Below are 24,715 nucleotides of genomic sequence, written 5' to 3'. Positions count from 1 at the left end.
TTCAGGAGTCGTTATGCGTACCGCCCTCCGCACCTCCATCGTCACGGCCGCCCTCGCCGGCGCGCTCCTGGCCCCTGCCGCAGGCACGGCGTTCGCCGCGTCCGGCACGCCGGGCGCCGGCCCGGTCGCCGAGCAGGGGGTCGTGGCGACGGGCGCCACCGCCTCCGGCGTCGTGAAGGTCGACCTCGGCGGGAACCTGGTCGCACACATGGGCAACTCCGCGGCTCAGGGGCCGCGCGTCGAGGTCCGCGTCGTCATCGACGGCGAGACCCGGCCGGGCATCGTCGCGACCCTCGACCGTGCGCACACCCAGGTGTCCAAGCAGGGGGTGATCTTCAACCTCACCAAGGCGGACACGGCCGCGCCGGTGCTCACCGTGTTCCTGAACGGCGTCACCACCCCGTACCCGCTGCCCAAGGCCACGGAGGCCCCCACGACCTGCGTCTCGGAGGTCCAGCAGGTGGAGGCGGGCGGCGGCCTGCTCGTCGACCTGACCATGTCCTCGAAGGGGCCGAAGGCCGTCCTGCACAACTCCGACCCGGCCGGCAGCTGGTCGCAGACGCTGGACCGCACGCACCCCCAGGGGCCCTCCGACCACTCCGTGCGCATCGTGAACCCGAGCGGCGCCCACCCGTTCCTGGAGTGGAAGACCCAGGGCGGTAACGACGTGCCGGCCGGAAAGGCCTACTTCCCCGCGCTCCCCAAGGGCTGCAAGCTCGACTACAAGGTCACGGAGGGGTCGGACGGCAAGCCCGCACCGAAGCCGTCCCCCTCGTCCCCGGCGAAGGTGCAGGCGCAGACCTCCGGCCAGACGAGCGTCGTGCCCAAGGGCGCAGTCGCCGCGGGTGCCGAGATCCCGGCCGACACCTCCCACCACACCGCCTACGCCGCCGGGGCCGGCCTCGTCGCCGGCCTCGGGGCCTTCGCAGCCGCCGTGCTGCTGCGCCGCCGCTCCCGCACCCAGGGCTGATCCGGCCCCGGTCACACCCCTTCCCGGGGCGGGTGCACCCCTCTCGCCCCGGTCACACTTCTCGCCCCGGCGGGCCACCACGCGGTGGCCCGCCGGGGCTGTTTTCGTGTGCCTGCGGATCCCGGCGGGCGGCGGTCCGTTTTCGGGGGATCCACTATGGAATGGGCGCCTCCATTCCGACACGCGTTCGCCCGTTACACGGCCATGACAGGAGGCGGATCGTCCGGCCGCACAAGATCCATAGATTTGTCTTCAGCAGCCCGCCACACCTGACCCGGTGAACCAGACCGAAACAGACGCAACGCGGCATGCGACTCTCCTCCACCTTCCTGCCGACCACGCCTCAGGAGTCGTTATGCGTACCGCCCTCCGCACCTCGATAGTCACCGTCGCCCTCGCCGGCGCGATGCTCGTCCCGGCTGCCGGCGCCGCGTTCGCCGCGCCCGCCACGGCCCCGCAGTCGGCCGCGGCCTCGGACAACAGCCGCTACGAGGGCAAGCCCGTCTACATCGGCGAGGGCCTGGTCGCGGTGCTGCGCAACAAGGAGGAGGGTCCCGAGGCGTGGATCCGGGAGGTCGGCACCGACTGGAAGCCCGGCGACACCTACATGGTCCACGTCGTGACGAAGCTGGACCGGACCCAGCCCCACGACAAGGCCAAGGGCCTGGACCTCGAACTCACCAAGGCCGCGAGCGCCCACCCCGTGCTCGTCGTCACCGCCGCGGACGGGACCGCCAAGTCCTACCCGCTGCCCGCGGGCCAGGCCAGCACGGACTGCCGGGTCGGTCCGGTGGGACAGGAGATCGGCGCGGGCATGTCGGCCGAGCTCTACATCAGCGAGCTGGGCCCGAAGGTGGTGCTCTTCGAGGCCGGCGACGGCGGCCGCGGCTTCGCCCAGCTGGACCGCACCAACCCCTCCCTGCCCGAGTCCGCGGGCATCATCGCCCGGATCGTGAACCCGAGCGGCGCCAAGCCCGTCTTCGAGTGGAAGACGCAGGGCGGCAACGACCAGATCGGCCGCGTCGCGTTCCCCGCGTTCCCCAAGGGGTGCAAGCCGAGCTACAAGTTCACCGACGACAAGCCGGTGACGAAGCCCACCACCCCCGCCCCCACCGCCACCCCCGCCCCGGTGAAGCCGCAGACCGTGGGCCAGACCTCGGTGGTCCCGAAGGGACCGGTCGCCGCGGGCGCCGAGCTCCCGGTCGAGACCGCCGCGGACAACGGCACCACCGCCACCATGACGGCCGGCGCCGCCCTGATCGCCGCCTTCGGCGCCCTGGGTGCCAGCGTGGTCCTGCGCCGCCGCCGCGCCACCCGGGGCTGACGCGCCCTAGTCCCCCGCTCTCCTGCCCTCCTCCGGCGGGCCACCCACCCGGTGGCCCGCCGAAAGCCGTCTCCGGAGTCCTCCATGGCCCACCGCGTCCGCCCGCTGCTCGCCGCCGTCCTCCTCGCCGCCGCCCTGACCGGCTGCGGCGCGGCCACCGCCGGCGCACCCGCGCCCGGGGCGACCGCCCCCTCCGCCGCCCCGCCCTCGGTCACGCCGACCACCGCCCCCGCGGCCCCCGCGGTGGCCGCGCCACTGCCCGCCTCCGCGCCCGTACGCGTACGGATCCCGGCGGCCGGTGTGGACGCCTCGCCGCTGCTGCGGCTCGGGCTGGCCGCCGACGGCACCGTGGAGGTGCCCTCCGTGGCCGACGGGGACAAGATCGGCTGGTACACCAAGGGCGTCACCCCCGGCGAGACCGGTCCCGCCGTGCTGATCGGCCACTTCGACACCGCGCGCGGCCCGGCCGTGCTGAAGGACGTCGCGCGCGTGCGCGTCGGCGAGGAGATCACGGTCTCCCGTGCGGACGGCAGCACCGCCGTCTTCCGCGTCCGCGAGCTGGAGCAGGTGGACAAGAAGAAGTTCCCGACCGCCAAGGTGTACGGGGACACCACGCGTCCCGAGCTGCGCATCATCACCTGCGGCGGCGAGATCACCGACGGCCACCGGCCCGACAACATCATCCTGTACGCCGATCTCGTGGGCTGAGAGGGCGTGGGGCAGAATCGACCCCATGAGCAGCCAGCAGCAGCCGACCGATGAGCCGGTCTACAAGGACCGGGTCTACCGCTCCACCATGGGCGTTGTCTCGGGGGTACTGCTGCTCGCACTGACCGTGTGGCTCTGCGGTGACGCCGTACTGCGCGGCTCGGGGAACGCTCCCTGGATCGCGGTGGCCGTGGCGCTGTGCGCCGTACCGCTGATCGTGGCGTTCACGATCCGCCCGGCCGTCTTCGCCAACGACGACCGGATGCGCGTGCGCAACCCCTTCCGGATCATCGAGCTGCCCTGGGCGGCCGTGGACGCGGTGCGCTCCGGTTACTCGGCGGAGGTGCTGGCCGAGGGGTCGAAGTACCAGCTGTGGTCGGTGCCCGTGTCGCTGCGCGAGCGGAAGAAGGCGAACCGGCAGCGGCTGCGCTACGAGGGGCTCCAGGACCGGGAGCAGCGGAGCCCCGGCGAGAAGCCCCGGATGCCGGCCGAGCCGATGCGGGCGACGGCGGACCGGATCGTGGACGAGCTGCAGCGGATGGCCGAACGCGGCGCCGAGCGGGCCGGTGCCCAGGGCAGCGTGCGCGTCCACTGGTCGTACGAGATCATCGCGCCGGCCGTGGTCGGTGCGCTGGCGCTGATCGTCCTCATCGCCACGCGCTGACCTGCGCGGAGCGGCTCCGGGTGCTCCCGGCCACACCCCCCGTCAGGGCGGAACCGGGCCTACCGGGTGGTGCGTCCTCGCAGGTGTGCAGCGTCTTGAGGCCGGCGGCAGCGCCGCCACCGCCACCGCGATCCCTCTCCGGCTCCGACTCCTGGCCGGGGTCCTGCTCGTCGCCCATCTCGTGGTCGTCGGCTGGCTGACCCTTCGGCCGCTCGACGTGCCCTGGGCCGCGGCCGCCAATCTGACCCCCCTGGAGGGGATCCGGACGGACCTCGCCTACGGGCCGCTGGAGGCGGCCCGGCGGATCGGCGAGGGCCTGGCCCTGCTGGCCCCGCTGGGGGTGCTGCTGCCGCTGGTGAACGGGCGGCTCGCGCTGTCGACGCTGTCCGCGTGGTCCTCCGTGGCCCGGACCGCCGCCGCGGGCGCGCTGGTCTCGCTGAGCATCGAGATGCTCCAGACCGCCGTCCCGGGCCAGGTCGTCGACGTGGATTCGGTGCTGCTGAACACCGCCGGCGTGCTGTTCGCGCACGTGGCCGTCGTACCGGTGCTGCGGGCCCGGCTGCGGCGTTCACACACCCCTTATCAGGGGGACACCCCGAAGATTTCCAGGGTCGGGCTCGGTCCCTGGACCGACGTTCTGTCAGCGGTCCAGCGGGAGTATTGAGTCATCGCAAGGCCGTGCTGGTCTTCGAAACCGCGATCCTGACGAAGGAGAACCCCATGAGCGCCCTTGTCCGCCCCCGTGACGGCCGCTGGATCGGTGGAGTGTGCGCCGGACTGGCCAGGCGTTTCGGAATTTCCGCGAACACGATGCGCGCCATTTTCGCCGTCTCGTGCCTGCTGCCCGGCCCGCAGTTCCTGGTCTACATCGCGCTGTGGGTGCTGCTGCCGAACGAGAAGTCCGCCTCCACCGCCTGGTGACCGGCGGCCGCGGTCGGCGACCGCCGGGCCGGCCTGGTCAGCCGGCCTTCCGGACCTTCTCCAGCTGCTTGTCGGCCACTTCCTGGGGTACCTGGGCCTTCTTCTCGGCCGCCGCCACGTTGAGGGCCATCAGCCGCACGATGGTGTCGCCCTCGCGTGCGACGACCAGGTGGACCGGTGCCGAGACGCCCTGGGCGGCCGCGGTCGTGGTCCAGCTGACGGTCTCGTCGCCGCTCGTGCGGTAGGCGGCGGCCCGCACCTCCCGGTAGCTTCCGGTCTGCTTCTCGACGGTGGCGGAGAAGCCCGTGCCGCAGGCGGCCACGGCGGCCTTGAGCCGGGCGATCAGCGCCTTGGCGTCGCGCTCGGCGTAGGAGCTGACGGAGGCGGACACGGCGAGCCCCATCTGCTTCTGGGAGCCGACGCCGCGGTTGAGGGTCTGGCGCGCGGCCGGGTCCGGCTTGTCGCCCATGATGTCGGCCAGTGGCTGGCAGGCCTTGCGGTCGGCCTGCGGCTGACCGTCCGGGGCATTGGGGTTCTTGCCCTGGGCGGAGATCTGGTAGCCGGGCAGGTCGCCCTGTTCCAGCGCGGAGCGGTCCAGCCGGGTGCCGCCCGTCTTCGGCGTGGCGGATGCCGGTGCTCCCGCCGAGCCGGCGGACGGTGCCGGGGCGCCGGGCGCGCCGGAGGAGCCCTTGGGGTCCGGGTCCTTGCCCGTGGCGGGGGTGCCGCTGCTGCACCCCACCGCCGCGATGAGCAGGGCGGGGACCAGCGCGACCATCGTCGCTCGTGCCTTCATGCGCATGACCAAAGACCTCAAACCGCTTACGTCGGCGGGCAGTTGGTGGTGATCGTGGCACACGGCACAACGCGGCGCCCACCTGCTCGTTCGGGTGTGCGCCACGCGTGCACGCGTACGAATCCGGCTACGGTTCCCGGTGCGAATCAGCCACCGAGGTTGCTGGTCGGCAGACCGCCGAGCAGACCGGTGACGGGGGCGAGCGCGGCGGCCGGGTCGCTCGACTGCTGGCCCTCCCCGGACTTCACCTGCTGCTGGCTGGTGAGCCCCTGGGCGGCTCCGGTGACGGTGCCCAGGGCGTCGGTGAGGCCGATGGCCGACGGGGCGGCGGAAGCGGTACCGGCGGCGACGGCGGCGAGGGCGGCACCGAGAGCGGCGACACCGAGGGTCTTGGCGGCTGACTGCTTCATGAAAGGTATTCCTTGCGACGGGGAATTGAGCGGCTCCGCAAACTAGTCACTTCAAACCGTCGCCCGCAAACATCATTAAATACGAGAAAGCGCCCGGGAATTGCCTCTCCCGGGCGCTTTCAGTACGTCATGCCGTGGCCTAGGCCGAGACGGAACCGCTGGTGGAAGCGGTCTGCTGGAACAGCCACTCCGACTTCAGCTCCGCATAACCGGGCTTGATGACCTCGTTGATCATGGCCAGTCGTTCATCGAAAGGAATGAACGCGGACTTCATCGCATTGACGGTGAACCACTGCATGTCGTCCAGCGTGTAGCCGAAGGTGTCCACCAGGTGCTCGAACTCGCGGCTCATGCTGGTGCCGCTCATCAGCCGGTTGTCGGTGTTGACCGTGAGCCTGAAGTGCAGCTTCCGCAGCAGGCCGATCGGGTGCTCGGCGTACGAGGCGGCCGCGGCCGTCTGCAGGTTCGAGGTCGGGCACATCTCCAGGGGGATGCGCTTGTCCCGGACGTACGAGGCCAGGCGGCCCAGCTTGACCGAACCGTCCTCGGCGACCTCGATGTCGTCGATGATCTTCACGCCGTGACCGAGGCGGTCGGCGCCGCACCACTGCAGGGCCTGCCAGATCGACGGCAGGCCGAAGGCCTCGCCCGCGTGGATGGTGAAGTGGTTGTTCTCGCGCTTGAGGTACTCGAAGGCGTCGAGGTGGCGAGTGGGAGGGAAACCGGCCTCGGCGCCGGCGATGTCGAAGCCGACCACGCCGTTGTCGCGGTAGCGGTTCGCCAGCTCGGCGATCTCCAGCGCGCGGGCCGCGTGGCGCATCGCGGTCAGCAGGGCGCCGATCCGGATGCGGTGGCCGTTGGCCTTCGCGCGGCGCTCGCCCTCGCGGAAGCCGTCGTTCACGGCCTCGACGACCTCTTCGAGGGTCAGGCCGGCTTCCAGGTGCTGTTCGGGGGCGTAGCGGATCTCGGCGTACACGACGCCGTCCTCGGCCAGGTCCTCGGCGCACTCGGCGGCGACCCGGAAGAGGGCCGCCTTCGTCTGCATGACCGCGCAGGTGTGCGCGAAGGTCTCCAGGTAGCGCGGGAGGGAGCCGGAGTCGGCGGCTTCACGGAACCAGATGCCGAGCTTGTCGGCGTCGGTCTCGGGGAGGTTCTCGTAGCCGACCTCGCGGGCCAGCTCGATGATCGTCCCGGGGCGCAGTCCACCGTCGAGGTGATCGTGCAGCAGCACCTTCGGGGAGCGGCGGATCTGATCCGGGGTCGGCAGGTTGGGGGTCTCGCTCGTCATCTGCGCACTCTAACTCCTACGCGCGTAGAGCGGGGTGTCCGCGACGGGCGTCGATATGTAACAGAGACCGCGCGGACGGATGGCGTACACCTCAGGGTCTGAGACTGTTCCGCCATGGCACAGCATGCGCCGCCGGCGCGCGGGGCCCGCCTGGGGCGGGCGGCCGGCGCGAGAACCGGCTCGGGTTCGACGGAAAGCCCGGTCAACGGGGTGGTGCTCCTGCTTCCCGGAGCGTCCAGATTCTCCCCCGGTCCACTACGTCCGCTCGCGCGGGCGCTGGCCCGGGCGGGCGGGGCCGACGGGCTGGTCACGCACACCGTCATCCACGGCGGGGAGTCCTCGCGGGAGGAGCAGGCGGGGTGGGCGGCGGACGAGGTGGTGCGGCGGTACGGGGACGTGCCGGTGTGCCTGGCCGGCTACGGCGCCGGGGGTCTGGCCGCGCTGCGCGCCGCGGGGCACCTTGCCGTCAACTCCGTTCTGGCGATGGCCCCTTGTTTAGCCGAGGCGGCCGCCCCGGACTCCCCTGAACCGGTGAAACAGCTGTCGGGACGACAGGTGTTGATCGTGCACGGCACCAACGACGCGCGCAGCGACCCGGAGACCTCCTTCCGGCTGGCGGCGCGGGCGAAGAAGGCGAATCGTTCGACCTGCCGCTTCGAAGTGCATTCGGACGGCCACGGGCTGCGCGAGCACCAGGCCGAAGTGGTGGCGCTGGCCGTGGACTTCGTACTCGGCGCGGTGTTCTCGGGGCGGTACTCGCGGCCGGTGACGGACGCCCTGGCCGCGCCGCCGCCCCTGGGCCTGCGGATGCCGCTCGCCTCCGGTTTCGGCAGGTCGCTGCGCAGGTGAGGACAGGGCGCCGGGGGCGCCCGCGCGTAGAGTGAAAGCAAGGACTCGGGCTTCTCCGACGGAGGCGATGACCATGGCCGGCCTGGTGTCCAAGAGCTTCGACAAGGCGGACGAGACCCGGCCGTTCGAGGACGGCATGGGTCGGCTGGACCTGGTGGAGACGGACGGCGGCCTGATCGGGCGCGCCGTCTTCGAGCCGGGCTGGAAGTGGTCCGAGCACATCAAGCCGCTGGCCGGTACGGACAGCTGCCAGGCCGACCACACCGGGTACGTGGTGCAGGGCCGCATGCAGATCGTCATGAACGACGGCGGTCGCATCGAGGTCGCGGCGGGCGACTACGTCCGGATCCCGCCCGGGCACGACGCCTGGGTCGTGGGCGACGAACCGTGCGTCGTCCTGGACTGGACCGGCTACGGGAACTTCGCGAAGCCTTCCGGCTGAGGCCCCCGCAGACCGCCCGGCGCGCCCTGCCCGAGCAGACCGGCGGCCCGGTCGAGGGTGCGGGCCAGCGAGCCCGCCGTCGGGCCGGTGGCGAGGACGTACGCGTGGTGCAGCGCGCCCGTCGGGGCGCGGCGGACCAGGGCGCCCGGCGGGATCTCCAGCTGGACCCGGGCCACGCCGGGCACGGCCCGGGCCGCGGCGAGCGCCGCGCGGACCCCGTCGAGGCGGCCGGGCGGGAAGTCCACGTACCGCAGCCCGGCGTGGGCGACGCGCGGCCGGGGGGCGCGCACCGGTTCGGGCAGGCCGAGCCCGGCGGCGAGCGCGAGGCCGAGCACGTCGATGCCGTGGGCGAGCCGCAGCAGCCCCGCGAACTCCTCGGGGCCGGGGCGGGCGTGCGCCTCGACCAGGCGGGGGCCGTGCGGGGTGAGGACGACGCCGGTGTGCGAGGGGCCGTCGCGGTGGCGGGCGAGGTCGAGGACGGCGCGTACGAGGGCCCGTACGGCCTCGCCGGTCCGGGGGGCCAGGGCCACCGGCAGGCCGTGGCCGGTGGCCGCGAAGCCGGTGGCGGCGGGGTGCGGGGCGGCGGGGGCGGTCAGCCGGCGGGCCCAGCCGAGGATGCGGTGGCGGCCCGCCCTGGAATGGGCCTCGACGGTGAGCTCCGGGCCTTCGAGGTACTCCTCGACGAGGAGGTCGGTGACCTCGGGGTAGCCGTGGGCGGCGGCCCGCGCCTCGGCCTCGTCGCGGACCAGCCGGACCCCTTCCCCGTCGGCGCCCGCCCGGGGCTTGACGACGCACGGGTAGCCGATGAGACCGGTGACGAAGGGGAGCGTGTCGGCGCGGCCGCAGCGGGCGAAGGAGACCGGGCGGAGCGGGTGCAGGGCATTGGAGCGGGCGCGCAGGGCGGCCTTGTCCATGAGGGCGGTGACGGCCCCGGTGGGGGTGCCGGGCAGGCCCAGCTCCTCGTTGGCGCGGGCGGCGGCGAGGGCTCCGGCGGCGTCGAAGCCGAAGACGGCGGCACGGCCGTGCCGGACGGCCTCCATCCCACCGATGGCCACGACGAGGTGACGGTGGTCGCGCCAGTCCGTCCGTACCCGCCGCTCCGCCCCCTCACGGTCGGATGGCACCGATGGACCCGGCGCGACCACCACGGTGTGCGCGCCCGCACGGCGGGCGGCCGCCACCACGGCTGGTCGCGGGCTCAGCAGGACGGCCACGGGCCCCCGCCCCTCTCCCCCAGCTACCGCTGGGAGGGGCCCCCAGGCCGTCCGCTGCCGCATACCGCGCTCCCCCCTCACGCCGTGCCACCACTGTGCCGGTTCGGCATATGCCGATCGCGCCGGGTCAGGCGTCGTCTTGCCGCCTTGCGGGAACACGAGGGGTTTACAGACATGCACACAACGGGACGAATGGGAATATGCCCGCAGAGGAGACCGGAGCAGGCGGAGCGGCCGGAGGGGCTGCCGGAGCCGCCGGAGCCGCCGGGGAGCTGAGTCCCGCGGCCCGGCGGCTGTACGCGTACGCCGTCGAGCGGCACGCCTTCGACGCGGCCGAGGCCACCGGGGCCCTGGGCGTGCGCGCCGCCGCCGCGATCACCGAGCTGGCCGCCGCGCACCTGCTCCAGCGGGCACCGGGCGGCGGGCCGGAGCGGTGGAGCGCGGTCGCGCCCCGGGCCGCGGCGGCCCGGGCGCTGGCCCCGCTGGCCCTCCTCGTACGGGAGACCCACGACGAGATGGACCGGCTGCGGGGGCGGCTGGAGACGCTGGTGCCGGCGTACGAGGCGGGGACCGCGCACCGGGACCTGAGCGGGTCGGGCCGCCTGGAGCTGGTCACGGACCTCGGCGCGGTACGGGGGCTGATCGCCGAACTGGTCGCTTCGTGCGAGCGGGAGCTGCTGACCTCGCAGCCCGGCGGCGGGCGGCCGCTGGAGACGCTGGAGGAGTCGATCGGGCGGGACGAATCGCTGCTGACGCGCGGGGTCCGGATGCGGACGATCTACCAGCACACGGCGCGGTACTCGCGGCCGACGGCGGCGTACGTCGAGCGGGTGACGGCCCTGGGCGCGCAGGTACGGACGCTGGGCGACGGACTGATGCGGATGCTGGTCTTCGACGGGCGCACGGGGCTGATGGCGGTGCCGGACCGGACCGGGGCGGCGCTGGTGGTGCGGGAGCCGAGCGTCGTGCACTTCATGACGGCGGCCTTCGAGCGGTCCTGGCTGGGGGCGGAGCCGTTCCCGACCTCGGTGAGCCCGGAGGCGGCGCGGTCGATCTCGGACGAGCTGCGGCAGACGATCGTGCGGCTGCTGTCGGAGGGGCTGGAGGACAAGGTGATCGCGCGCCGCCTCGGCATGTCGGAGCGGACCTGCCAGCGGCACATCGCGGAGATCATGCGGGCGGTGGGCGCCAAGTCCCGCTTCCAGGCGGGGTACTTGCTCTCCGCGACGCCGGCCCCTGCGCCGCCCCCGGCCCCGGTGAATCCGGGAGGGACGGCCTAGCGCGGCCCGCTTCGGCCCGCTACGGCCCGCTACGGCCCGCTACGGCCCGCTACGGCCCGGCGTACCGGTCGTAGTACGCGTGCAGCGACGGGCGGCGGATGGCGGGGAGCCGGACGAGGGTGTGCGAGAAGGCCTTGTGGTGGGGCCGGAAGGCCCACCCCGGGTGCGGCGGCAGGGGGTAGTCGTCGCGCAGGACCCCCTCCGGCAGCCGGCCGGACGCCGGCAGCGGCGAGGTCTCCGCGGGGAGGGCGAGGTGGGCCCAGACCCCGATGTCCAGCGGGACGACGGCCGCCGTGCCGTGCGGGGGCCGCCACGGCTCCCCGGTGACCGGATGGCGGGGGACGAGGAGGATGTCGTGGCCGGAACGGAGCACGGGCGCCCCCGGTCCGGCGAGGCCCGCGGTGAGTTCCGGGGGCCCGGCGGGGAGGTAGCCGGCGACGGCGTCGCCGAGCAGCTCGGCGAGGGGGCCGGGAAGCGCCACCGCACGGGCGTCGCAGGCCACCACCAAGTGGGCGAGCGCCACCGGAACCGCGGCCGCCCAGCGGCGGCTCCAGGACCCGTCGGGTTCGACGGGCGGGACCACGTACGACTCCAGGTCCAGCTCGTCCCAGTCGGGGGTCGGGACGGCGGGCAGGCCGGAGGGGAGGCGGCGGACCGCGTCGGGTTCCAGCCACACCGCCTGCCACAGCCCGCAGTCGTCCATCCGGGTCGCCACCGCGCTCCCGCAGCCCCCGCACGCCAGGTTGGGGCCGTCGCGGCCGTCGATGCCCATGCAGTAGCCCGCGCACTTCTCGGGGATCAGGACCATGTCCCGGGAGTCGCCGGGCGCGATGACGATCCTGTCCCGTGCCGCGAAGGACACGGAGTACACCGGCGCGTGGACCCCCTGCCGGGCGGCGAGGTCCTCCCCCACCTCGTCCCACGGCCGCCAGGGCGCTCCGGAGGGCAGGGGGTCGACGGCGTACGTCGCCCGTTCCATCAGCGGCGGGTGCAGTTGCTCCCAGGCTCCGAAGTGGGTGTGGTCGGGAAGGGCGACCCGGGAGACCGGGGCCGTCAGTTCCGCACCGCACCCGGCGCACACGAACACGTCCAACCGGCATCCCCCTCGTCCCCCGTACCCGGCGATTCTGCGCGGTCGGGCCGGGTGGGGGCCATCGGTTTTCTGACCGCCGGCCCGGCTCACGCGGCGGGCGGCTCCAGTGCGGGGATCAGGTTCCCCCTCCTGGAGAGGAGGAAGCGTTTGAACTCCGCCACCGGCGGGGTGTCGGGGTGGCCGTCGAGCCAGGCGAGGCCGATCTCGCGGACGGCGCGCGGGGCGGTGACGGTCAGTTCGACCACCCCGGGGCGGGCCACGGCCGGGGGCGGCAGGAGGGCCACGCCGAGGCCGGCGGCGACCAGGCCGCGCAGGGTTTCGGCCTCCTCGCCCTCGAAGGCGACGCGCGGGGTGAAGCCGGCCTCCGCGCACAGGTCGTCGGTGATGCGGCGCAGGCCGTAGCCGGGTTCGAGGGTCACGAAGGTTTCCTCCGCGGCCTCGGCGAGGCGGATGCGCTTGCGGACGGCGAGGCGGTGGTCCTCGGGGACGACCAGGCGCAGGCGCTGTTCGTCGAGGCGGCGGGCGACGAGGTCGGGGGCGTCGGGGAGGGGCGAGGTGAGGCAGAGGTCGAGCTCGCCGGCCCGGAGCTTCTCCAGCATGGCCTCGCCGTAGTTCTGCACGAGGGAGAAGCGCACGCGCGGGTGGTCGGCCCGGAAGGCGCGGATCAGGCCGGGTACGGTCTCGGAGCCGAGGGTGTGGAGGAAGCCGAAGGCGACCTTGCCGAAGGCCGGGTCGGCGTCCTGCTGGACGGACTCGGCGGCGCGGGCGATGCCGTCCAGGGCCTGTTCGGCGGAGGCCAGGAAGGTGCGGCCCGCCGTGGTGAGGGCGACGTTGCGGCCCTTGCGGGCGAACAGCGTGACGCCCAGGTCCTGTTCGAGGCGGACCATGGCCCGCGACAGGGTGGACTGCGGTACGCCCAGTTCGTGCGCGGCGCGGGTGACGTGCTCGTGCCGGGCGACGGCGGCGAAGTAGGCCAGCCGGGGCGCCAGCAGCCGTGTCACAGCCATGTCTTCTTCGTAACGGTTCATTGACAGACGCCGCCCTGAGCTGTGCTGATGCGTGAGTGGATCGATTATCTCGATTCTGTGCATTGGACGCATCAAAAACACCGGCCTACCTTCGATACATGCCTCCCGTTCATACCGGGGCACCCTCCCCCAGCTACCGCTGGGCGGTGCCCCCAATCCCGTGCGCCTCCACCCCGTCGTTTCCGCAGTCCGACGCCCCCGAGCTCCGAGCCCCCGAGCTCCGGGCCCCCGGCCGCCCCGGCTACCGCCGGATGAGCCTCGCGCTCTTCGCCGCCGGACTCGCGACCTTCGCCCTCCTCTACTCAACCCAGGCGCTGCTGCCCGCGATCTCCGACGGGTTCGGGGTGACCGCGGGTCAGGCCAGCTGGACGGTGTCCGCGGCCACCGGCGCGCTCGCCCTGTTCGTCCTGCCGCTCAGCGCGCTGTCCGAGCGGTTCGGGCGCACCCGGATGATGACCTGGTCGATGGCGGTGGCCGTGGGCGTGGGCCTGCTGGTGCCGTTCGCGCCGAACCTGGAGTGGCTGGTGGTGCTGCGCGCCGTCCAGGGCGCGGCGATCGCCGGGATCCCGGCCTCCGCGATGGCGTACCTGGCGGAGGAGGTCAAGCCGAAGGCCCTGGTGGGCGCGATCGGCCTGTTCGTGGCGGGGAACTCCATCGGCGGCATGAGCGGCCGCCTGGTCACCGGCTGGGCGGCGCAGGTGTGGGGCTGGCGGGCGGGGCTGGGCGCGGTCGCGCTGATGTCGCTGGTCTGCGCGGTGGCGTTCCTGGTGCTGCTGCCCCGGGCGCGGTTCTTCCGCCCGGCGTCGCTGAACCCGCGGGCGGTGGGCCGTACGGTCGTCGGTCATCTGCGCGATCCGCTGCTGCTGCGGCTGTACGGGATCGGCGCGCTGTTCATGACGGTCTTCGGCGCGGTGTACACGGTCATCGGCTACCGCCTGGTGGACGAGCCGTTCTCGCTCGGGCAGGGCGTGATCGGGTCGATCTTCCTGATCTACCTGGTGGGCACGGTCTCCTCGGCCGCCGCCGGCAAGCTGGTGGCCCGTACGGGGCGGCGCGGCGCGCTGTACCTGGCCGTGACGACCACGGCGCTGGGGCTGCTGCTCTCGCTGGCCGAGTCCCTGGCGGCGGTCCTGATCGGGCTGGTCCTGATCACGGCGGGCTTCTTCGCCGGGCACGCGGTGGCCTCCGCCGCGGTGAGCCGGACGGCGAAGACGGGCCGTGCGCAGGCCTCGGCGCTCTACCAGTCGGCGTACTACCTCGGTTCCAGTGCCGGCGGCACCCTGGGCGCCCTCGCGTACCACGGGGCCGGGTGGGCGGCCACGGTCGGGATCGCGCTGCTGGCGGTGCTGGGCGTCGTGTCGATCACCCTGTACGGGTCGCACGCGGCCCGCGTGGAACGGCGCATGCCGGCGTCGGCCATGGCCGCGCGCTGACGAAAACTACGCTCCCGCACGAGGCAACCCCTGCGTGTTTTCCGGGCATTCAACACGGAGAACGAAAGCGGTGCGAGCAGGGGAGGACCGGATGGGGACGCTGACGGCACGCGTGTGCGTGAAGCGGCGGGCGACGGTACTGGGCGGGGTGGTGGCGCTGGCGCTGCCGCTGGTGGTCGCGGGAGGCGGGACGGCGCGGGCGGCCGCCTCCTGCAATCTCACCACCGGGCCGTACCAGCGGCAGGTGGAGCAGTTCCTGGGGCGGCCCGTGGACGGGAAGCAGTCCGCGGCGGACTGCACGGCGATCAGGTCGTTCCAGGCGGCCCACGGGATCACCCCGACGCAGGGGTACGCCGGCCCGCTGACCTGGCAGACGATGAGCACGATGCTGGCCCAGCGGGCCGCGGGCAGCACCCCGAACAGGGCGGGCGACTGCCCGGTGAACCGGGGGCGGATCGCCTGCGTCGACCTGACGCGGCAGCTCAGCTGGATCCAGGACGGCGCGGCGCTGAAGTACGGTCCCGTCCCGGTCCGCACCGGCAAGGACGGTACGGAGACCCGGACCGGCCTGAAGAAGATCTACTACCGCAGCATCGACCACTGGTCGACGCTCTACAACGTCTCGATGCCGTACGCGCAGTTCTTCGACGGCGGCATCGCCTTCCACTCGACGACCAAGAGCATGTGGAACCCGCCCGGTTCGGGCGGCTGCGTGAACATGCGGCTCGCCGACGCCAAGGCGTACTGGAACCTGCTGGGGAAGGGCGAGGACGTCTACGTGTACGGCCGCAAGCCCGGCACCTGATGCCTCACCGCGCGGGCGCGGGCTCGGCTTCGGCGCGCTCGTCGGCCGCCGCCCTCAGCTCGTCCAACCGCCGCAGGCCGGCCCGCCGTTGTACGAGGGACAGGCCGGCCACCGCGGCCCCGAGGACCAGCCAGCCCGCGGGGCCCGCCGTCATGACCGCGCCGGTGAGCAGCAGCGGGCCGGCGGCCTTCTGGACGGACTGGGCCATGCCGGCGACGCCGAGGTACGAGGCCCGCGCCTGCGGGGGTGCGAGGGAGACCGCCAGTTCCCAGGAGCTCACCGAGCGCATCAGCTCCGCCGCGGTGGCCAGCACCGCTGCGGCGAGCAGGGCCGCGGAGGCGAGCAGGATCCCGCCGCCGGCCGCGGCGGCCAGCAGGACGCAGCACACGAGCGTCGTCACCCCGTAGAGGGCGACCGCGCGCGTCGCGGCGCGGGCGCCCTGGAACCTCGCCGAGACGCGCAGCTGCAGGACGACGACGAGCACGGTGTTGACGACCAGGAAGGCCGGGATCAGGGCGTGCGGCGCCGTGGTGTGGCCGACGAGCCACAGCGGCAGGCCGACGCCCAGGATCGAGTCGTCCAGGTTCATCGGGATGTCCAGCAGGACGAACTTGAGGTAGCCGCGGTCCCGCCAGGCGCTGGTCCCCGAACCGGCCGCGGGGTCCGGGGCCGCGCCCTCGGCCGGGCCCGGCGCGGCGCCGCCGGGGGGTGCGGCCACGAGCCCGCGGCCGCGCGGCTCGCGGGTGCGCCACACGAGGACCGCGGCCACGAGGAACGAGAGGGCGTTGGCCAGGATCAGCACCTGGTAGGCGCCGCGGGTGCCGACGGCGAGGCCGATGGCGGCGAGGCCGGCGCCGAGGGCGTAGCCGGCGTTGGCCGAACTGCGCGACAGCGCCTGGTAGGTGGCGCGCCGCTCGCCCGCGACCCTGGTGGCGAAGAGCATCTCCAGCGTCTTGGCCGCGCGGTCTCCCAGGTGGGTGACGGCGAAGACGGTCAGCAGCACCGCGAAGTCGGTGACGACGAGCAGCGCGCAGAGGGTGCCGAGGCGGACCAGGTGGCAGCCGATCAGCAGGGCGCGGACCGGGAAGCGGTCGGCGAGGTGGCCGGCGAGCGGCGATCCGGCGATGCCCGCCACTCCGGCCGCGCCGAGCAGCAGGCCGATCCGCCCGGCGTCGAGGCCGACGACGAAGGTGAAGTAGAGGACGGAGGACGCGGCCCACACGCCGGTGCCGGCGCGGTCCAGCAGCTGGGCGAGCAGCATGATCCGCGCGTCCCGGCCGCCCGGCGGCCGGCGCACCTGCGCCAGCAGCCCGGCTTCCCCCCGCCGTGCCTTCCGGATCTCCCCGCCGCGCCGCATCCCAGCCCCCGCATCCACCGTCCATGTATCTCGACGTCGAGATACATGCGGCAGCCTGCCCCACTTTAATCTTGACGTCAAGATACTTGATATCGATAGACCTGGGCGGACGGGCGCTTCCGGCTGCCGTTGTCAGAGGCCTCCGATAGTTTCGGGAGTAGCCGAACCAGCAGGGGGATGAACGGACATGAGCGACCTCGCCACCAGTACGGACCTCGACGCGGCGATGGACCGGTACCGGGTCGAGCTCACCGGCTACTGCTACCGGATGCTCGGCTCCTCCTTCGACGCCGAGGACGCCGTGCAGGACACGTACATCCGCGCCTGGCGGAGCTACGAGAAGTTCGAGGGCCGCTCCTCGCTGCGGTCCTGGCTGTACCGGATCGCCACCAACGTCTGCCTGGACCTGCTGAACGCGGGGAACAAGCGGGCCCGCCCGATGGACCTGACCGCCCCGCAGCACCAGGCCTCCGCCGTGCTCAACGAGCGGCCCGAGGTGACCTGGCTGGAGCCCGTCCCGGACGGCCGGGTGCTGCCGCAGACCGCCGATCCGGCCGAGATGGCGCTGGCGAAGGAGTCCGTACGGCTGGCCTTCGTCGCGGCGCTGCAGCACCTGCCGGCGAAGCAGCGGGCGGTGCTGATCCTGCGCGAGGTGCTGGCCTGGAAGGCCGACGAGGTCGCGCAGCTGCTGGAGACCACGGTGGCCTCGGTGAACAGCGCGCTGCAGCGGGCGCGGGCCACGCTCGCCTCGCAGGGCATCCGCGACAGTGATCCGGCGGACCCGCTGGACCCGGACCAGGCGAAGCTGCTGGAGCGGTACCTGTCCGCCTTCGAGGCGTACGACATCACGCGGCTCACCACGCTGCTGCACGAGGACGCGGTGCTGTCGATGCCGCCGTTCGACCTGTGGCTGCGCGGCCACGAGGACATCGCGGCCTGGCACCTCAACCAGGGCATCGGCTGCAAGGGCTCGCGGCTGGTCCCGACGACGGCGAACGGCATGCCGGCCTTCGGGCAGTACCGGCCGGCCGCCGACGGGAAGGGCCACACCCCGTGGGCGCTCCAGGTCCTGGAGATCTCAGGGGGCAGGATCGTCGGGCTCAACGCCTTCCTGGACACTGCCCGCTGGTTCCCGCTCTTCGGGCTCCCCGAGCAGCTCGACGAGTCCTACGAGGTCCAGCAGCACGCGTAGGGCGGGGCCCGCGCCCGTCACGGTGAAGCCCCCGCGCCCCCGGGCGGTCAGCCGCAGCCGGGCCAGCACCTCGACCGCGGCCAGGTCCGGCGCGGTGACGGCCCCGGCATCGCACTCCACGGCCGTCGCCCCGCCCTCGTACAGCCGGGCCAGCCGCGCGCACAGCCGCGCGGCATCCCGCCGGGTCGGTCCGGGTCCGGGCAGCACGAGTCGTCTGATCTCCACGAGGGGATGACTGCCGGACCCGCCGGAACTCATCGGCGGGTCCGCACCATGGCCCGGTGAGGTCCCGCCGCGGCTCCGAAGTCAGGGGCGAGGGAAAGCGAAGGTGTCGAGGACGAGGTCGAACGGCTCGGGGAGATGGACGGCCTCGCCGAACTTGCCCGCGTGCAGAAGGCGGTACTTGCCGTCGCTGGGCTCGCCATACAGGTGGATGGTGGGGCTGCCCGTGGCGTGCGGGTCGATGAGCAGGTAGAACGGGATGCCCGCCGCGGCGTATCCCTTGAGTTTGGACACGCGGTCGTTGACGGCATTCGACTTGGAGGTGACTTCGACGACGAGCTCGGCGGCGCCCGCGGGAACGTAGCTCTCCCCTTCCGGGACCTCTTCCCTCGGCACGACCACGAGGTCCGGGATGTAGAGACCGGGGCGGCTCGGGACGGCCACGTTGAGGGTCTGGTGGACGCCCCAGTCTTCGGGAATGACCGTGTACAGGCGGCGCTGCACGGACTCCGCGATCAAGTTGTGGTCGTTGACGGGCGGTGGCGCCACGGTGATGATCCCCTCGATGATCTCCACCTTGCAGCCCTCCGGCGCGTCCGTCTCCTCCCAGAGACGGACGAGGCCCTCCCAGCTGTCGCCGTATGCCGGCTCGTGCTGGACGGTGAGTGCGCTCATGGTGTGCTCCTCAAGCTGTTGGCACCGATCCCAGCATGACGAACGGGACCGGTGGGCGTCCACCGGTCCCGTTCAGCCGCACGAGTGAGTACGGGTCAGGCGATGCGGTCCAGGACGATCGGCGTGGCGGAGAAGGCCGTGCCCGCCGGGGCAATGTCGTACGTGCCCGCCAGGGAGGCGAGGGCGTAGTCGAACTTCTCCGGGGTGTCCGTGTGCAGGGTCATCAGCGGCTGGCCGGCGGTGACGGTGTCGCCCGGCTTCGCGTGGAGCTCGACGCCCGCGCCCGCCTGCACCGGGTCCTCCTTGCGGGCGCGGCCGGCGCCGAGGCGCCAGGCGGCGACGCCGACCCCGTACGCGTCGAGGCGGGTCAGGATGCCCGAGGCCGGGGCGGTGACCACGTGCTGCTCGCGGGCCACCGGCAGGGTCGCGTCCGGGTCGCCGCCCTGGGCCGCGATCATCCGGCGCCAGTGGTCCATCGCGGAGCCGTCGGCCAGGGCCTTCGCCGGGTCGGCGTCCTTGATGCCCGCCGCGTCCAGCATCTCCTTGGCCAGCGCGATGGTCAGTTCGACGACGTCGGCGGGGCCGCCGCCGGCGAGGACCTCGACCGACTCGCGGACTTCGAGGGCGTTGCCGGCGGTCAGGCCGAGCGGCGTGGACATGTCGGTGAGGAGCGCGACGGTCTTGACGCCGCTGTCCGTGCCGAGGCCGACCATCGTGTGGGCCAGCTCCTGCGCGTCCGCGAGGTTCTTCATGAAGGCGCCGGTGCCGACCTTCACGTCCAGGACGAGCGAGCCGGTGCCCTCGGCGATCTTCTTGGACATGATCGAGGAGGCGATCAGCGGGATGGCCTCGACGGTGCCGGTGACGTCACGCAGCGCGTAGAGCTTCTTGTCCGCCGGGGCCAGGCCGTCGCCGGCCGCGCAGATGACGGCGCCCGTGGTGTCGAGGACGTGCAGCATCTCCTCGTTGGAGAGCAGCGCGCGCCAGCCGGGGATGGACTCCAGCTTGTCGAGGGTGCCGCCGGTGTGGCCGAGACCGCGGCCCGAGAGCTGTGGGACGGCCGCGCCGCAGGCGGCGACGAGCGGGGCCAGGGGCAGGGTGATCTTGTCGCCCACGCCGCCGGTGGAGTGCTTGTCGGCGGTGGGGCGGGAGAGGGAGTCGAAGTTCATCCGCTCGCCGGAGGCGATCATCGCCGCGGTCCAGCGGGCGATCTCGGTGCGGTTCATGCCGTTCAGCAGGATGGCCATCGCCAGCGCCGACATCTGCTCGTCGGCGACGACACCGCGCGTGTACGCGTCGATGACCCAGTCGATCTGCTCCGGGCTCAGCTCGCCTCGGTCCCGCTTCGTACGGATGACGGAGATGACGTCCATGTGGTGCTTCCTTCTACGCGCATAGAGAGAGGGGTTTGCGGAAGTACGACGGCCCTCCGCCCCCGGGGGCGAAGGGCCGTCGGCACGGCTATCTCAAGTGGTCGGGCCCGAAGGCCTGGGGCAGCATCTCCGCCAGCGGAAGGATCCCCTTCGGGGTCTCCACCAGCAGGTCCGGTCCGCCGAATTCGAAGAGCAGCTGGCGGCAGCGGCCGCACGGCACGAGGATCTCGCCCCGGCCGTCGACGCACGTGAAGTGCGTGAGGCGGCCACCGCCGGTGGCCTGGAGGGAGGAGACCAGGCCGCACTCGGCGCACAGGCTGAGTCCGTAGCTCGCGTTCTCCACGTTGCAGCCTACGACGGTACGGCCGTCGTCCACGAGGGCGGCGACCCCGACCGAGAAGCCCGAGTACGGGGCGTACGCCCGGGACATGGCGTCCCGGGCGGCCGTCCTCAGGGCTTCCCAGTCCACGGCGTGGGCCGGGGTCACTTGCCCTGGCCCTTGCGGTACGGCATGCCGTCCGCCTTGGGCATCCGCAGGCGCTGCGCGGACAGGGCGAGCACCAGCAGCGTGGTCACGTACGGCGCCGCGTCCACGAACTGGCTGGGCACCGAGTCGGTCATCGCGTACCAGACGAACAGCAGCGCGGCGCATGCCGCCGAGATGCCGGCCTGCAGGTACTTCTTCTTGTAGATCTGCCAGGCGCAGACGAGCACCAGCACGATGGCGATCAGCAGCAGCATCGCGTGGACGTTCGTGGCGCCACCGCGCAGCTTGAGGCTGTCGATGAAGCCGAACAGGCCCGCGCCCAGCGCCATGCCGCCCGGCATCCAGTTACCGAAGATCATCGCGGCGAGACCGATGTAGCCGCGGCCGCCGGTCTGGCCCTCCTGGTAGATCGGGCTGGCGACGATCGACAGGAACGCGCCGCCGAGGCCGGCCAGGCCGCCCGAGACGATCACGGCGATGTACTTGTACTTGTAGACGTTGACGCCCAGCGACTCGGCGGCGATCGGGTTCTCACCGCAGGAGCGCAGCCGCAGACCGAAGGTGGTCCGCCACAGGATCCACCAGGTGGCCGGGATCAGCAGCAGGGCGACGACGGTCAGCAGCGACAGCTCGGTGACCAGGCCGCCGATGACGCCGGCGAGGTCCGAGACGAAGAACCAGTGCTTGGCCTGGAGCTCGGTCATCCAGTCGGACAACCCTGGCACGGTGATCTTGTAGATCGGTTCGACCTGCGGCGACTGCTTGGAGGAGCCGCCCGGCGCGTCCGCGAAGGTGAAGTTCGACAGGTACTGGGTGAAGCCCAGCGCCAGGATGTTGACGGCCACACCGGAGACGATGTGGTTGACGTTGAAGGTGATCGTGATGATCGCGTGCAGCAGGCCGCCGATGGCGCCGCCGATGATGCCGGCCATGACGCCGGTCCACGGACCCCACTGGTAGCCGGCCCAGGCACCGAACCAGGTGCCGAGGATCATCATGCCTTCGAGGCCGATGTTGACGACGCCCGCGCGCTCGGCCCACAGGCCGCCGAGGCCGGCGAGGCCGATCGGCACGGCGAGCGAGAGGGCGCCGGAGACCTGGCCGATCGAGGTCAGGTCGTTCGCGCCGCTGATCAGGCGGACCAGGGAGACCAGCGCGAGCCCGCCCGCGATGATCAGCATGATCCAGGGCAGGGTGAGCTTCTTGCGGCCGCCGGACTTCTTCGGGGCGGCAGCCGTCGCGGAGACAGTACTGGTGCTCACGCCGCGACCTCCTTGTCGGTCTTGATGGCGTGCCCGGCGGCGAGCTCCTCGCCGACCTTCTGCTGCTGACGCTTGATGCCGTAGCGGCCGACGAGTTCGTACGAGACGACGACCGCGATCACGATCAGGCCCTTCATGATCGTGCCGATCTCCTTCGCGTACCCGGCCTGGTCGAGCGAGGCCGAGGCCTTGTCGATGAAGGCCATCAGGAACGCGGCGAAGAGCATGCCGACCGGGCTGTTGCGGCCGAGCAGCGCGATGGTGATGCCGGTGAAGCCGACACCGACCGGGAAGGCCAGGTTGTACGTGTGCGTCTCGCCCAGCAGCTGCGGCATGCCGGCGAGACCCGCGACCGCACCGGAGATGAGCATCGAGGTGATGATCATCTTCTTGGCGTCGACGCCGGAGGCCTGAGCGGCGGACTCACTGGCACCGGTGGCGCGCAGGTCGAAGCCGAAGCGGGTCCGGTTGAGCGCGAACCAGTAGACGATGCCGAGGGCGAAGGCCACGAAGGTGAAGCCGTAGAGCTCCAGCCCCTCGCCGAGGGACACGGCCGGGAACCAGCCCGACTCGGCGATGTCGCCGGTCGTCAGGTCGTTGGAGCCCTCGATCTGGACGCCGAGGTTCTTCGTCAGCATCAGCCAGGCGATGAGGCTGGTCGCGATGGCGTTCAGCATGATCGTGGAGACGACCTCGCTCACCCCGCGCTTGGCCTTGAGGACACCGGCGATACCGGACCAGAAGGCACCGACGAGCATCGCCACGAGGACGATCAGCAGCAGGTGCAGCGGGCCCGGCAGGGTCACGGCCGCACCGACCACGGCGGAGAGCATCGCCGCGAGGCGGTACTGGCCGTCGACGCCGATGTTGAAGAGGTTCATCCGGAAGCCGATGGCCACGGCCAGGGCCGCCAGGTAGTACGTACCGGCCTGGTTCACGATGAGGACCTGGACGTCCTCGTAGCCGGCGTTCTCCACCATGAGGCGCAGCGGCTCGATCGGGTCGATGCCCGTCGCGGCCAGCACGATCATGGTCAGCAGGAAGGCGCTGACCAGGGCGAGCACGGGCCCGGCGAAGCCGAGGAGCAGCCGGTCCTTGTCGAATTTCTTCATCGGGCCTCGTCCTCCGTCGTGTCACCGTCGGCAGCGGCGGAGTGATTGTCGGTTGCTTCCAGGTGCCCCGAGGCGGCGCCCGTCATGGCGGTGCCGAGCTCTTCGGGGGTGACGGTCGCGGGGTCGGCGTCCGCGACCAGGCGGCCGCGGTAGATCACGCGCAGGGTGTCGGACAGGCCGATGAGCTCGTCCAGGTCCGCGGAGATGAGCAGGACGGCCAGGCCCTCGCGGCGGGCCTCGCGGATCGCGTCCCAGATCTGCGCCTGCGCACCGACGTCCACACCACGGGTGGGGTGGGCGGCGATGAGGAACTTCGGGTTGTGGCTCATCTCGCGGCCGACGATCAGCTTCTGCTGGTTGCCGCCGGAGAGCGAGGCCGCGGTGACCTCGATGCCGGGCGTGCGGACGTCGTACTCGCGCACGATCCGCTCGGTGTCCTTGCGGGCCGCCTTCGGGTCGAGGATGCCTCGCTTGGAGTTGGGCGCCTCGGTGACGTGGCCGAGGATCCGGTTCTCCCAGAGCGGGGACTCCAGCAGCAGGCCGTGGCGGTGGCGGTCCTCGGGGATGTACCCGATGCCGCCCTCGCGGCGCTTGCGCACCGAGGTCTTGGTGATGTCCTTGCCGTCCAGCGTGATCACGCCCGAGTCGGCGGCGGCCATGCCCATGAGGGCTTCGATCAGCTCGGTCTGGCCGTTGCCCTCGACACCGGCGATGCCGAGGATCTCGCCCTTGTGGATCGCGAGGCTGATGTCGTCCAGCAGGAGGCGGCCGGTCTCGACGTGCTCCACGGTCGCGGAGTCCGCGGCGCCCGCGGGGACCAGGACCTCCGGCTCGGCGACGACGACGTCGCTCGCGGCGAGGGTCAGGTTGGCCACCTGCAGCATCGGGACGTCGGTCACGGTCGACTCGCGGGTCTCCGGCGACGGCAGCTCCGCACCGACCATCAGCTCGGCGAGCTGCTTGGTGGTGGCGGTCTTCGGGTCGGCGGTGCCGACCGTGGTGCCGCGCCGGATGACGGTGATGTCGTCGGCGACCTTCAGCACCTCGCCCAGCTTGTGCGAGATGAAGATGACGGTCAGGCCCTCGGCCTTGAGCTCGCGCAGGTTGTCGAAGAGGGCGTCCACCTCCTGCGGCACGAGCACGGCGGTCGGCTCGTCGAGGATGAGGATCTTCGCACCGCGGTAGAGGACCTTGAGGATCTCCACGCGCTGCCGGTCGGCGACACCGAGGTCCTCGACCAGGGCGTCGGGGCGCACGCCGAGGCCGTACGCGTCCGAGATCTCCTTGATCTTCTTACGGGCCTTGGCGCCGATGCCGTAGAGCTTCTCGCCGCCGAGAACCACGTTCTCCAGGACGGTGAGGTTGTCGGCGAGCATGAAGTGCTGGTGCACCATGCCGATGCCGAGGGCGATGGCGTCGCCGGGGGTGCTGAAGGAGACCTGCTGCCCGTCGATGGCGATGGTGCCCTCGTCCGGCTTCTGCATGCCGTAGAGGATCTTCATCAGAGTCGACTTGCCGGCGCCGTTCTCGCCGATCAAGGCATGGACCGTGCCCTTGCGGACGGTGATCGCGATGTCCTTGTTGGCGACGACGCCGGGGAAGCGCTTGGTGATGCCGTGCAGTTCTACGGCGGGGGGCGGGCTGGACGCGTTGATGACGCACTCTCCTTGGCGCGGAAGGAGCGGAAGGCAGGGGGGACAGGGCGGGGAGTGAAAGTATCGCGTCCACGATGCTTCTACGCGCGTAGCACTGTCGGAAGTGAAAACTCGCGGCCATGGGGCCACGTGGTCACAGAATAGTGATCACAGAACGT

Annotated in this window: 26 protein-coding genes; 12 read left to right on the top strand and 14 right to left on the bottom strand. The window is 72.3% G+C overall.

The window, feature by feature from the left end; all coding sequences use genetic code 11:
- Positions 1–13: 13 nt before the first annotated feature.
- The 6 genes from ACIPYQ_RS07220 (at position 14) to ACIPYQ_RS07195 (ending at position 4,587) form a co-directional block, all read left to right on the top strand.
- Positions 14–970 (top strand): hypothetical protein, encoded by a 957-nt coding sequence (locus tag ACIPYQ_RS07220; RefSeq protein ID WP_401247020.1) that lies wholly within the window; start codon positions 14–16, stop codon positions 968–970.
- A 355-nt stretch (positions 971–1,325) separates the two neighbouring features.
- Positions 1,326–2,294, top strand: coding sequence for a hypothetical protein (locus ACIPYQ_RS07215; protein WP_401247017.1), 969 nt, complete (start codon positions 1,326–1,328; stop codon positions 2,292–2,294).
- Positions 2,295–2,378: 84 nt separating this feature from the next.
- Positions 2,379–3,002 (top strand): class F sortase, encoded by a 624-nt coding sequence (locus ACIPYQ_RS07210; protein ID WP_362236779.1) that lies wholly within the window; start codon positions 2,379–2,381, stop codon positions 3,000–3,002.
- A gap of 25 nt (positions 3,003–3,027) precedes the next feature.
- Entirely contained in the window at positions 3,028–3,666 is a 639-nt protein-coding gene (locus tag ACIPYQ_RS07205; RefSeq protein WP_361757723.1) for a PH domain-containing protein, read from the top strand.
- Positions 3,667–3,751: 85 nt separating this feature from the next.
- Entirely contained in the window at positions 3,752–4,330 is a 579-nt protein-coding gene (locus ACIPYQ_RS07200; RefSeq protein ID WP_401247014.1) for a VanZ family protein, read from the top strand.
- A gap of 56 nt (positions 4,331–4,386) precedes the next feature.
- On the top strand, positions 4,387–4,587 hold the full coding sequence (locus tag ACIPYQ_RS07195) for a PspC domain-containing protein (protein ID WP_030027611.1): 201 nt from the start codon (positions 4,387–4,389) through the stop codon (positions 4,585–4,587).
- Positions 4,588–4,624: 37 nt separating this feature from the next.
- Here ACIPYQ_RS07195 and ACIPYQ_RS07190 read toward each other — a convergent pair whose 3' ends face one another.
- The 3 genes from ACIPYQ_RS07190 to ACIPYQ_RS07180 form a co-directional block, all read right to left on the bottom strand.
- Entirely contained in the window at positions 4,625–5,380 is a 756-nt protein-coding gene (locus ACIPYQ_RS07190; protein WP_401247010.1) for a hypothetical protein, read from the bottom strand.
- 146 nt (positions 5,381–5,526) lie between these two features.
- Positions 5,527–5,790 carry a hypothetical protein gene (locus tag ACIPYQ_RS07185; protein ID WP_361757732.1) on the bottom strand — a complete coding sequence of 88 codons (264 nt, stop codon included), beginning with the start codon at positions 5,788–5,790 and terminating at the stop codon, positions 5,527–5,529.
- Between the two features lie 139 nt (positions 5,791–5,929).
- Positions 5,930–7,078, bottom strand: a complete 1,149-nt coding sequence (locus ACIPYQ_RS07180; RefSeq protein ID WP_361757735.1) for an adenosine deaminase — start codon at positions 7,076–7,078, stop codon at positions 5,930–5,932.
- Positions 7,079–7,192: 114 nt separating this feature from the next.
- Between ACIPYQ_RS07180 and ACIPYQ_RS07175 the strand changes: the two genes are divergently transcribed.
- On the top strand, positions 7,193–7,927 hold the full coding sequence (locus tag ACIPYQ_RS07175) for an alpha/beta hydrolase (protein WP_401247007.1): 735 nt from the start codon (positions 7,193–7,195) through the stop codon (positions 7,925–7,927).
- A 73-nt stretch (positions 7,928–8,000) separates the two neighbouring features.
- Positions 8,001–8,369 carry a cupin domain-containing protein gene (locus ACIPYQ_RS07170; protein WP_401247695.1) on the top strand — a complete coding sequence of 123 codons (369 nt, stop codon included), beginning with the start codon at positions 8,001–8,003 and terminating at the stop codon, positions 8,367–8,369.
- Here the strand turns inward: ACIPYQ_RS07170 and ACIPYQ_RS07165 are convergent.
- Entirely contained in the window at positions 8,339–9,583 is a 1,245-nt protein-coding gene (locus ACIPYQ_RS07165) for an ATP-grasp domain-containing protein (protein ID WP_401247005.1), read from the bottom strand. The genes ACIPYQ_RS07170 and ACIPYQ_RS07165 overlap by 31 nt on opposite strands.
- Positions 9,584–9,783: 200 nt before the next feature.
- Between ACIPYQ_RS07165 and ACIPYQ_RS07160 the strand changes: the two genes are divergently transcribed.
- On the top strand, positions 9,784–10,863 hold the full coding sequence (locus tag ACIPYQ_RS07160) for a LuxR C-terminal-related transcriptional regulator (protein ID WP_401247002.1): 1,080 nt from the start codon (positions 9,784–9,786) through the stop codon (positions 10,861–10,863).
- A gap of 49 nt (positions 10,864–10,912) precedes the next feature.
- Here the strand turns inward: ACIPYQ_RS07160 and ACIPYQ_RS07155 are convergent, their stop codons facing one another.
- Positions 10,913–11,950 (bottom strand): hypothetical protein, encoded by a 1,038-nt coding sequence (locus tag ACIPYQ_RS07155; RefSeq protein ID WP_401247693.1) that lies wholly within the window; start codon positions 11,948–11,950, stop codon positions 10,913–10,915.
- Positions 11,951–12,042: 92 nt separating this feature from the next.
- Positions 12,043–12,984, bottom strand: a complete 942-nt coding sequence (locus tag ACIPYQ_RS07150) for a LysR family transcriptional regulator (protein ID WP_401247000.1) — start codon at positions 12,982–12,984, stop codon at positions 12,043–12,045.
- A 98-nt stretch (positions 12,985–13,082) separates the two neighbouring features.
- Between ACIPYQ_RS07150 and ACIPYQ_RS07145 the strand changes: the two genes are divergently transcribed.
- Together ACIPYQ_RS07145 and ACIPYQ_RS07140 are read left to right on the top strand one after the other, a co-directional pair.
- On the top strand, positions 13,083–14,417 hold the full coding sequence (locus ACIPYQ_RS07145; protein ID WP_401246997.1) for an MFS transporter: 1,335 nt from the start codon (positions 13,083–13,085) through the stop codon (positions 14,415–14,417).
- A gap of 91 nt (positions 14,418–14,508) precedes the next feature.
- The gene (locus ACIPYQ_RS07140) at positions 14,509–15,222 is read left to right on the top strand and encodes a L,D-transpeptidase family protein (RefSeq protein WP_401246994.1); all 714 of its coding nucleotides are present in this window, start codon (positions 14,509–14,511) and stop codon (positions 15,220–15,222) included.
- A 4-nt stretch (positions 15,223–15,226) separates the two neighbouring features.
- Here ACIPYQ_RS07140 and ACIPYQ_RS07135 read toward each other — a convergent pair whose 3' ends face one another.
- Positions 15,227–16,597, bottom strand: coding sequence for an MFS transporter (locus ACIPYQ_RS07135; protein WP_401246991.1), 1,371 nt, complete (start codon positions 16,595–16,597; stop codon positions 15,227–15,229).
- A gap of 169 nt (positions 16,598–16,766) precedes the next feature.
- Between ACIPYQ_RS07135 and ACIPYQ_RS07130 the strand changes: the two genes are divergently transcribed.
- On the top strand, positions 16,767–17,771 hold the full coding sequence (locus tag ACIPYQ_RS07130) for a sigma-70 family RNA polymerase sigma factor (protein ID WP_401246988.1): 1,005 nt from the start codon (positions 16,767–16,769) through the stop codon (positions 17,769–17,771).
- Here ACIPYQ_RS07130 and ACIPYQ_RS07125 read toward each other — a convergent pair.
- The 7 genes from ACIPYQ_RS07125 to ACIPYQ_RS07095 all read right to left on the bottom strand — a co-directional run bounded on the left by ACIPYQ_RS07125 (position 17,658) and on the right by ACIPYQ_RS07095 (position 24,557).
- On the bottom strand, positions 17,658–18,029 hold the full coding sequence (locus ACIPYQ_RS07125; RefSeq protein ID WP_401246985.1) for an STAS domain-containing protein: 372 nt from the start codon (positions 18,027–18,029) through the stop codon (positions 17,658–17,660). The two genes, ACIPYQ_RS07130 and ACIPYQ_RS07125, sit on opposite strands and share 114 nt — an antisense overlap.
- 48 nt (positions 18,030–18,077) lie before the next feature.
- Positions 18,078–18,668: a Uma2 family endonuclease gene (locus ACIPYQ_RS07120; RefSeq protein WP_401246982.1), complete on the bottom strand. Its 591-nt coding sequence runs from the start codon at positions 18,666–18,668 to the stop codon at positions 18,078–18,080.
- A 95-nt stretch (positions 18,669–18,763) separates the two neighbouring features.
- The gene (locus tag ACIPYQ_RS07115; RefSeq protein WP_401246979.1) at positions 18,764–20,041 is read right to left on the bottom strand and encodes a thymidine phosphorylase; all 1,278 of its coding nucleotides are present in this window, start codon (positions 20,039–20,041) and stop codon (positions 18,764–18,766) included.
- A gap of 88 nt (positions 20,042–20,129) precedes the next feature.
- On the bottom strand, positions 20,130–20,528 hold the full coding sequence (locus ACIPYQ_RS07110) for a cytidine deaminase (protein WP_319724002.1): 399 nt from the start codon (positions 20,526–20,528) through the stop codon (positions 20,130–20,132).
- Positions 20,525–21,790, bottom strand: a complete 1,266-nt coding sequence (locus ACIPYQ_RS07105) for an ABC transporter permease (protein WP_401246976.1) — start codon at positions 21,788–21,790, stop codon at positions 20,525–20,527. Before ACIPYQ_RS07105 ends, ACIPYQ_RS07110 begins: the two co-directional genes overlap by 4 nt.
- Complete coding sequence (locus ACIPYQ_RS07100) at positions 21,787–22,902, bottom strand: ABC transporter permease (protein WP_401246974.1); 1,116 nt, start codon at positions 22,900–22,902, stop codon at positions 21,787–21,789. Before ACIPYQ_RS07100 ends, ACIPYQ_RS07105 begins: the two co-directional genes overlap by 4 nt.
- A complete protein-coding gene (locus tag ACIPYQ_RS07095; protein WP_401247690.1) occupies positions 22,899–24,557 on the bottom strand; it encodes an ABC transporter ATP-binding protein in 1,659 nt (552 codons plus the stop codon). The genes ACIPYQ_RS07100 and ACIPYQ_RS07095 overlap by 4 nt, the downstream gene beginning before the upstream one ends.
- Positions 24,558–24,715: the final 158 nt, after the last annotated feature.

Source organism: Streptomyces sp. NPDC090045 (assembly GCF_044747975.1).
Taxonomy (GTDB): domain Bacteria; phylum Actinomycetota; class Actinomycetes; order Streptomycetales; family Streptomycetaceae; genus Streptomyces.
This window is presented reverse-complemented; position numbering and strand designations above follow the sequence as displayed.

Bases quoted from the DNA above. Each gene is read 5' to 3' on its own strand.
- ACIPYQ_RS07220 (WP_401247020.1), top strand. From the start codon at position 14: ATGCGTACCGCCCTCCGCACCTCCATCGTCACGGCCGCCCTCGCCGGC.
- ACIPYQ_RS07215 (WP_401247017.1), top strand. From the start codon at position 1,326: ATGCGTACCGCCCTCCGCACCTCGATAGTCACCGTCGCCCTCGCCGGC.
- ACIPYQ_RS07210 (WP_362236779.1), top strand. From the start codon at position 2,379: ATGGCCCACCGCGTCCGCCCGCTGCTCGCCGCCGTCCTCCTCGCCGCC.
- ACIPYQ_RS07205 (WP_361757723.1), top strand. From the start codon at position 3,028: ATGAGCAGCCAGCAGCAGCCGACCGATGAGCCGGTCTACAAGGACCGG.
- ACIPYQ_RS07195 (WP_030027611.1), top strand. From the start codon at position 4,387: ATGAGCGCCCTTGTCCGCCCCCGTGACGGCCGCTGGATCGGTGGAGTG.
- ACIPYQ_RS07190 (WP_401247010.1), bottom strand. From the start codon at position 5,380: ATGAAGGCACGAGCGACGATGGTCGCGCTGGTCCCCGCCCTGCTCATC.
- ACIPYQ_RS07185 (WP_361757732.1), bottom strand. From the start codon at position 5,790: ATGAAGCAGTCAGCCGCCAAGACCCTCGGTGTCGCCGCTCTCGGTGCC.
- ACIPYQ_RS07180 (WP_361757735.1), bottom strand. From the start codon at position 7,078: ATGACGAGCGAGACCCCCAACCTGCCGACCCCGGATCAGATCCGCCGC.
- ACIPYQ_RS07175 (WP_401247007.1), top strand. From the start codon at position 7,193: ATGGCACAGCATGCGCCGCCGGCGCGCGGGGCCCGCCTGGGGCGGGCG.
- ACIPYQ_RS07170 (WP_401247695.1), top strand. From the start codon at position 8,001: ATGGCCGGCCTGGTGTCCAAGAGCTTCGACAAGGCGGACGAGACCCGG.
- ACIPYQ_RS07160 (WP_401247002.1), top strand. From the start codon at position 9,784: ATGCCCGCAGAGGAGACCGGAGCAGGCGGAGCGGCCGGAGGGGCTGCC.
- ACIPYQ_RS07150 (WP_401247000.1), bottom strand. From the start codon at position 12,984: ATGAACCGTTACGAAGAAGACATGGCTGTGACACGGCTGCTGGCGCCC.
- ACIPYQ_RS07145 (WP_401246997.1), top strand. From the start codon at position 13,083: ATGCCTCCCGTTCATACCGGGGCACCCTCCCCCAGCTACCGCTGGGCG.
- ACIPYQ_RS07140 (WP_401246994.1), top strand. From the start codon at position 14,509: ATGGGGACGCTGACGGCACGCGTGTGCGTGAAGCGGCGGGCGACGGTA.
- ACIPYQ_RS07130 (WP_401246988.1), top strand. From the start codon at position 16,767: ATGAGCGACCTCGCCACCAGTACGGACCTCGACGCGGCGATGGACCGG.
- ACIPYQ_RS07125 (WP_401246985.1), bottom strand. From the start codon at position 18,029: ATGAGTTCCGGCGGGTCCGGCAGTCATCCCCTCGTGGAGATCAGACGA.
- ACIPYQ_RS07120 (WP_401246982.1), bottom strand. From the start codon at position 18,668: ATGAGCGCACTCACCGTCCAGCACGAGCCGGCATACGGCGACAGCTGG.
- ACIPYQ_RS07115 (WP_401246979.1), bottom strand. From the start codon at position 20,041: ATGGACGTCATCTCCGTCATCCGTACGAAGCGGGACCGAGGCGAGCTG.
- ACIPYQ_RS07100 (WP_401246974.1), bottom strand. From the start codon at position 22,902: ATGAAGAAATTCGACAAGGACCGGCTGCTCCTCGGCTTCGCCGGGCCC.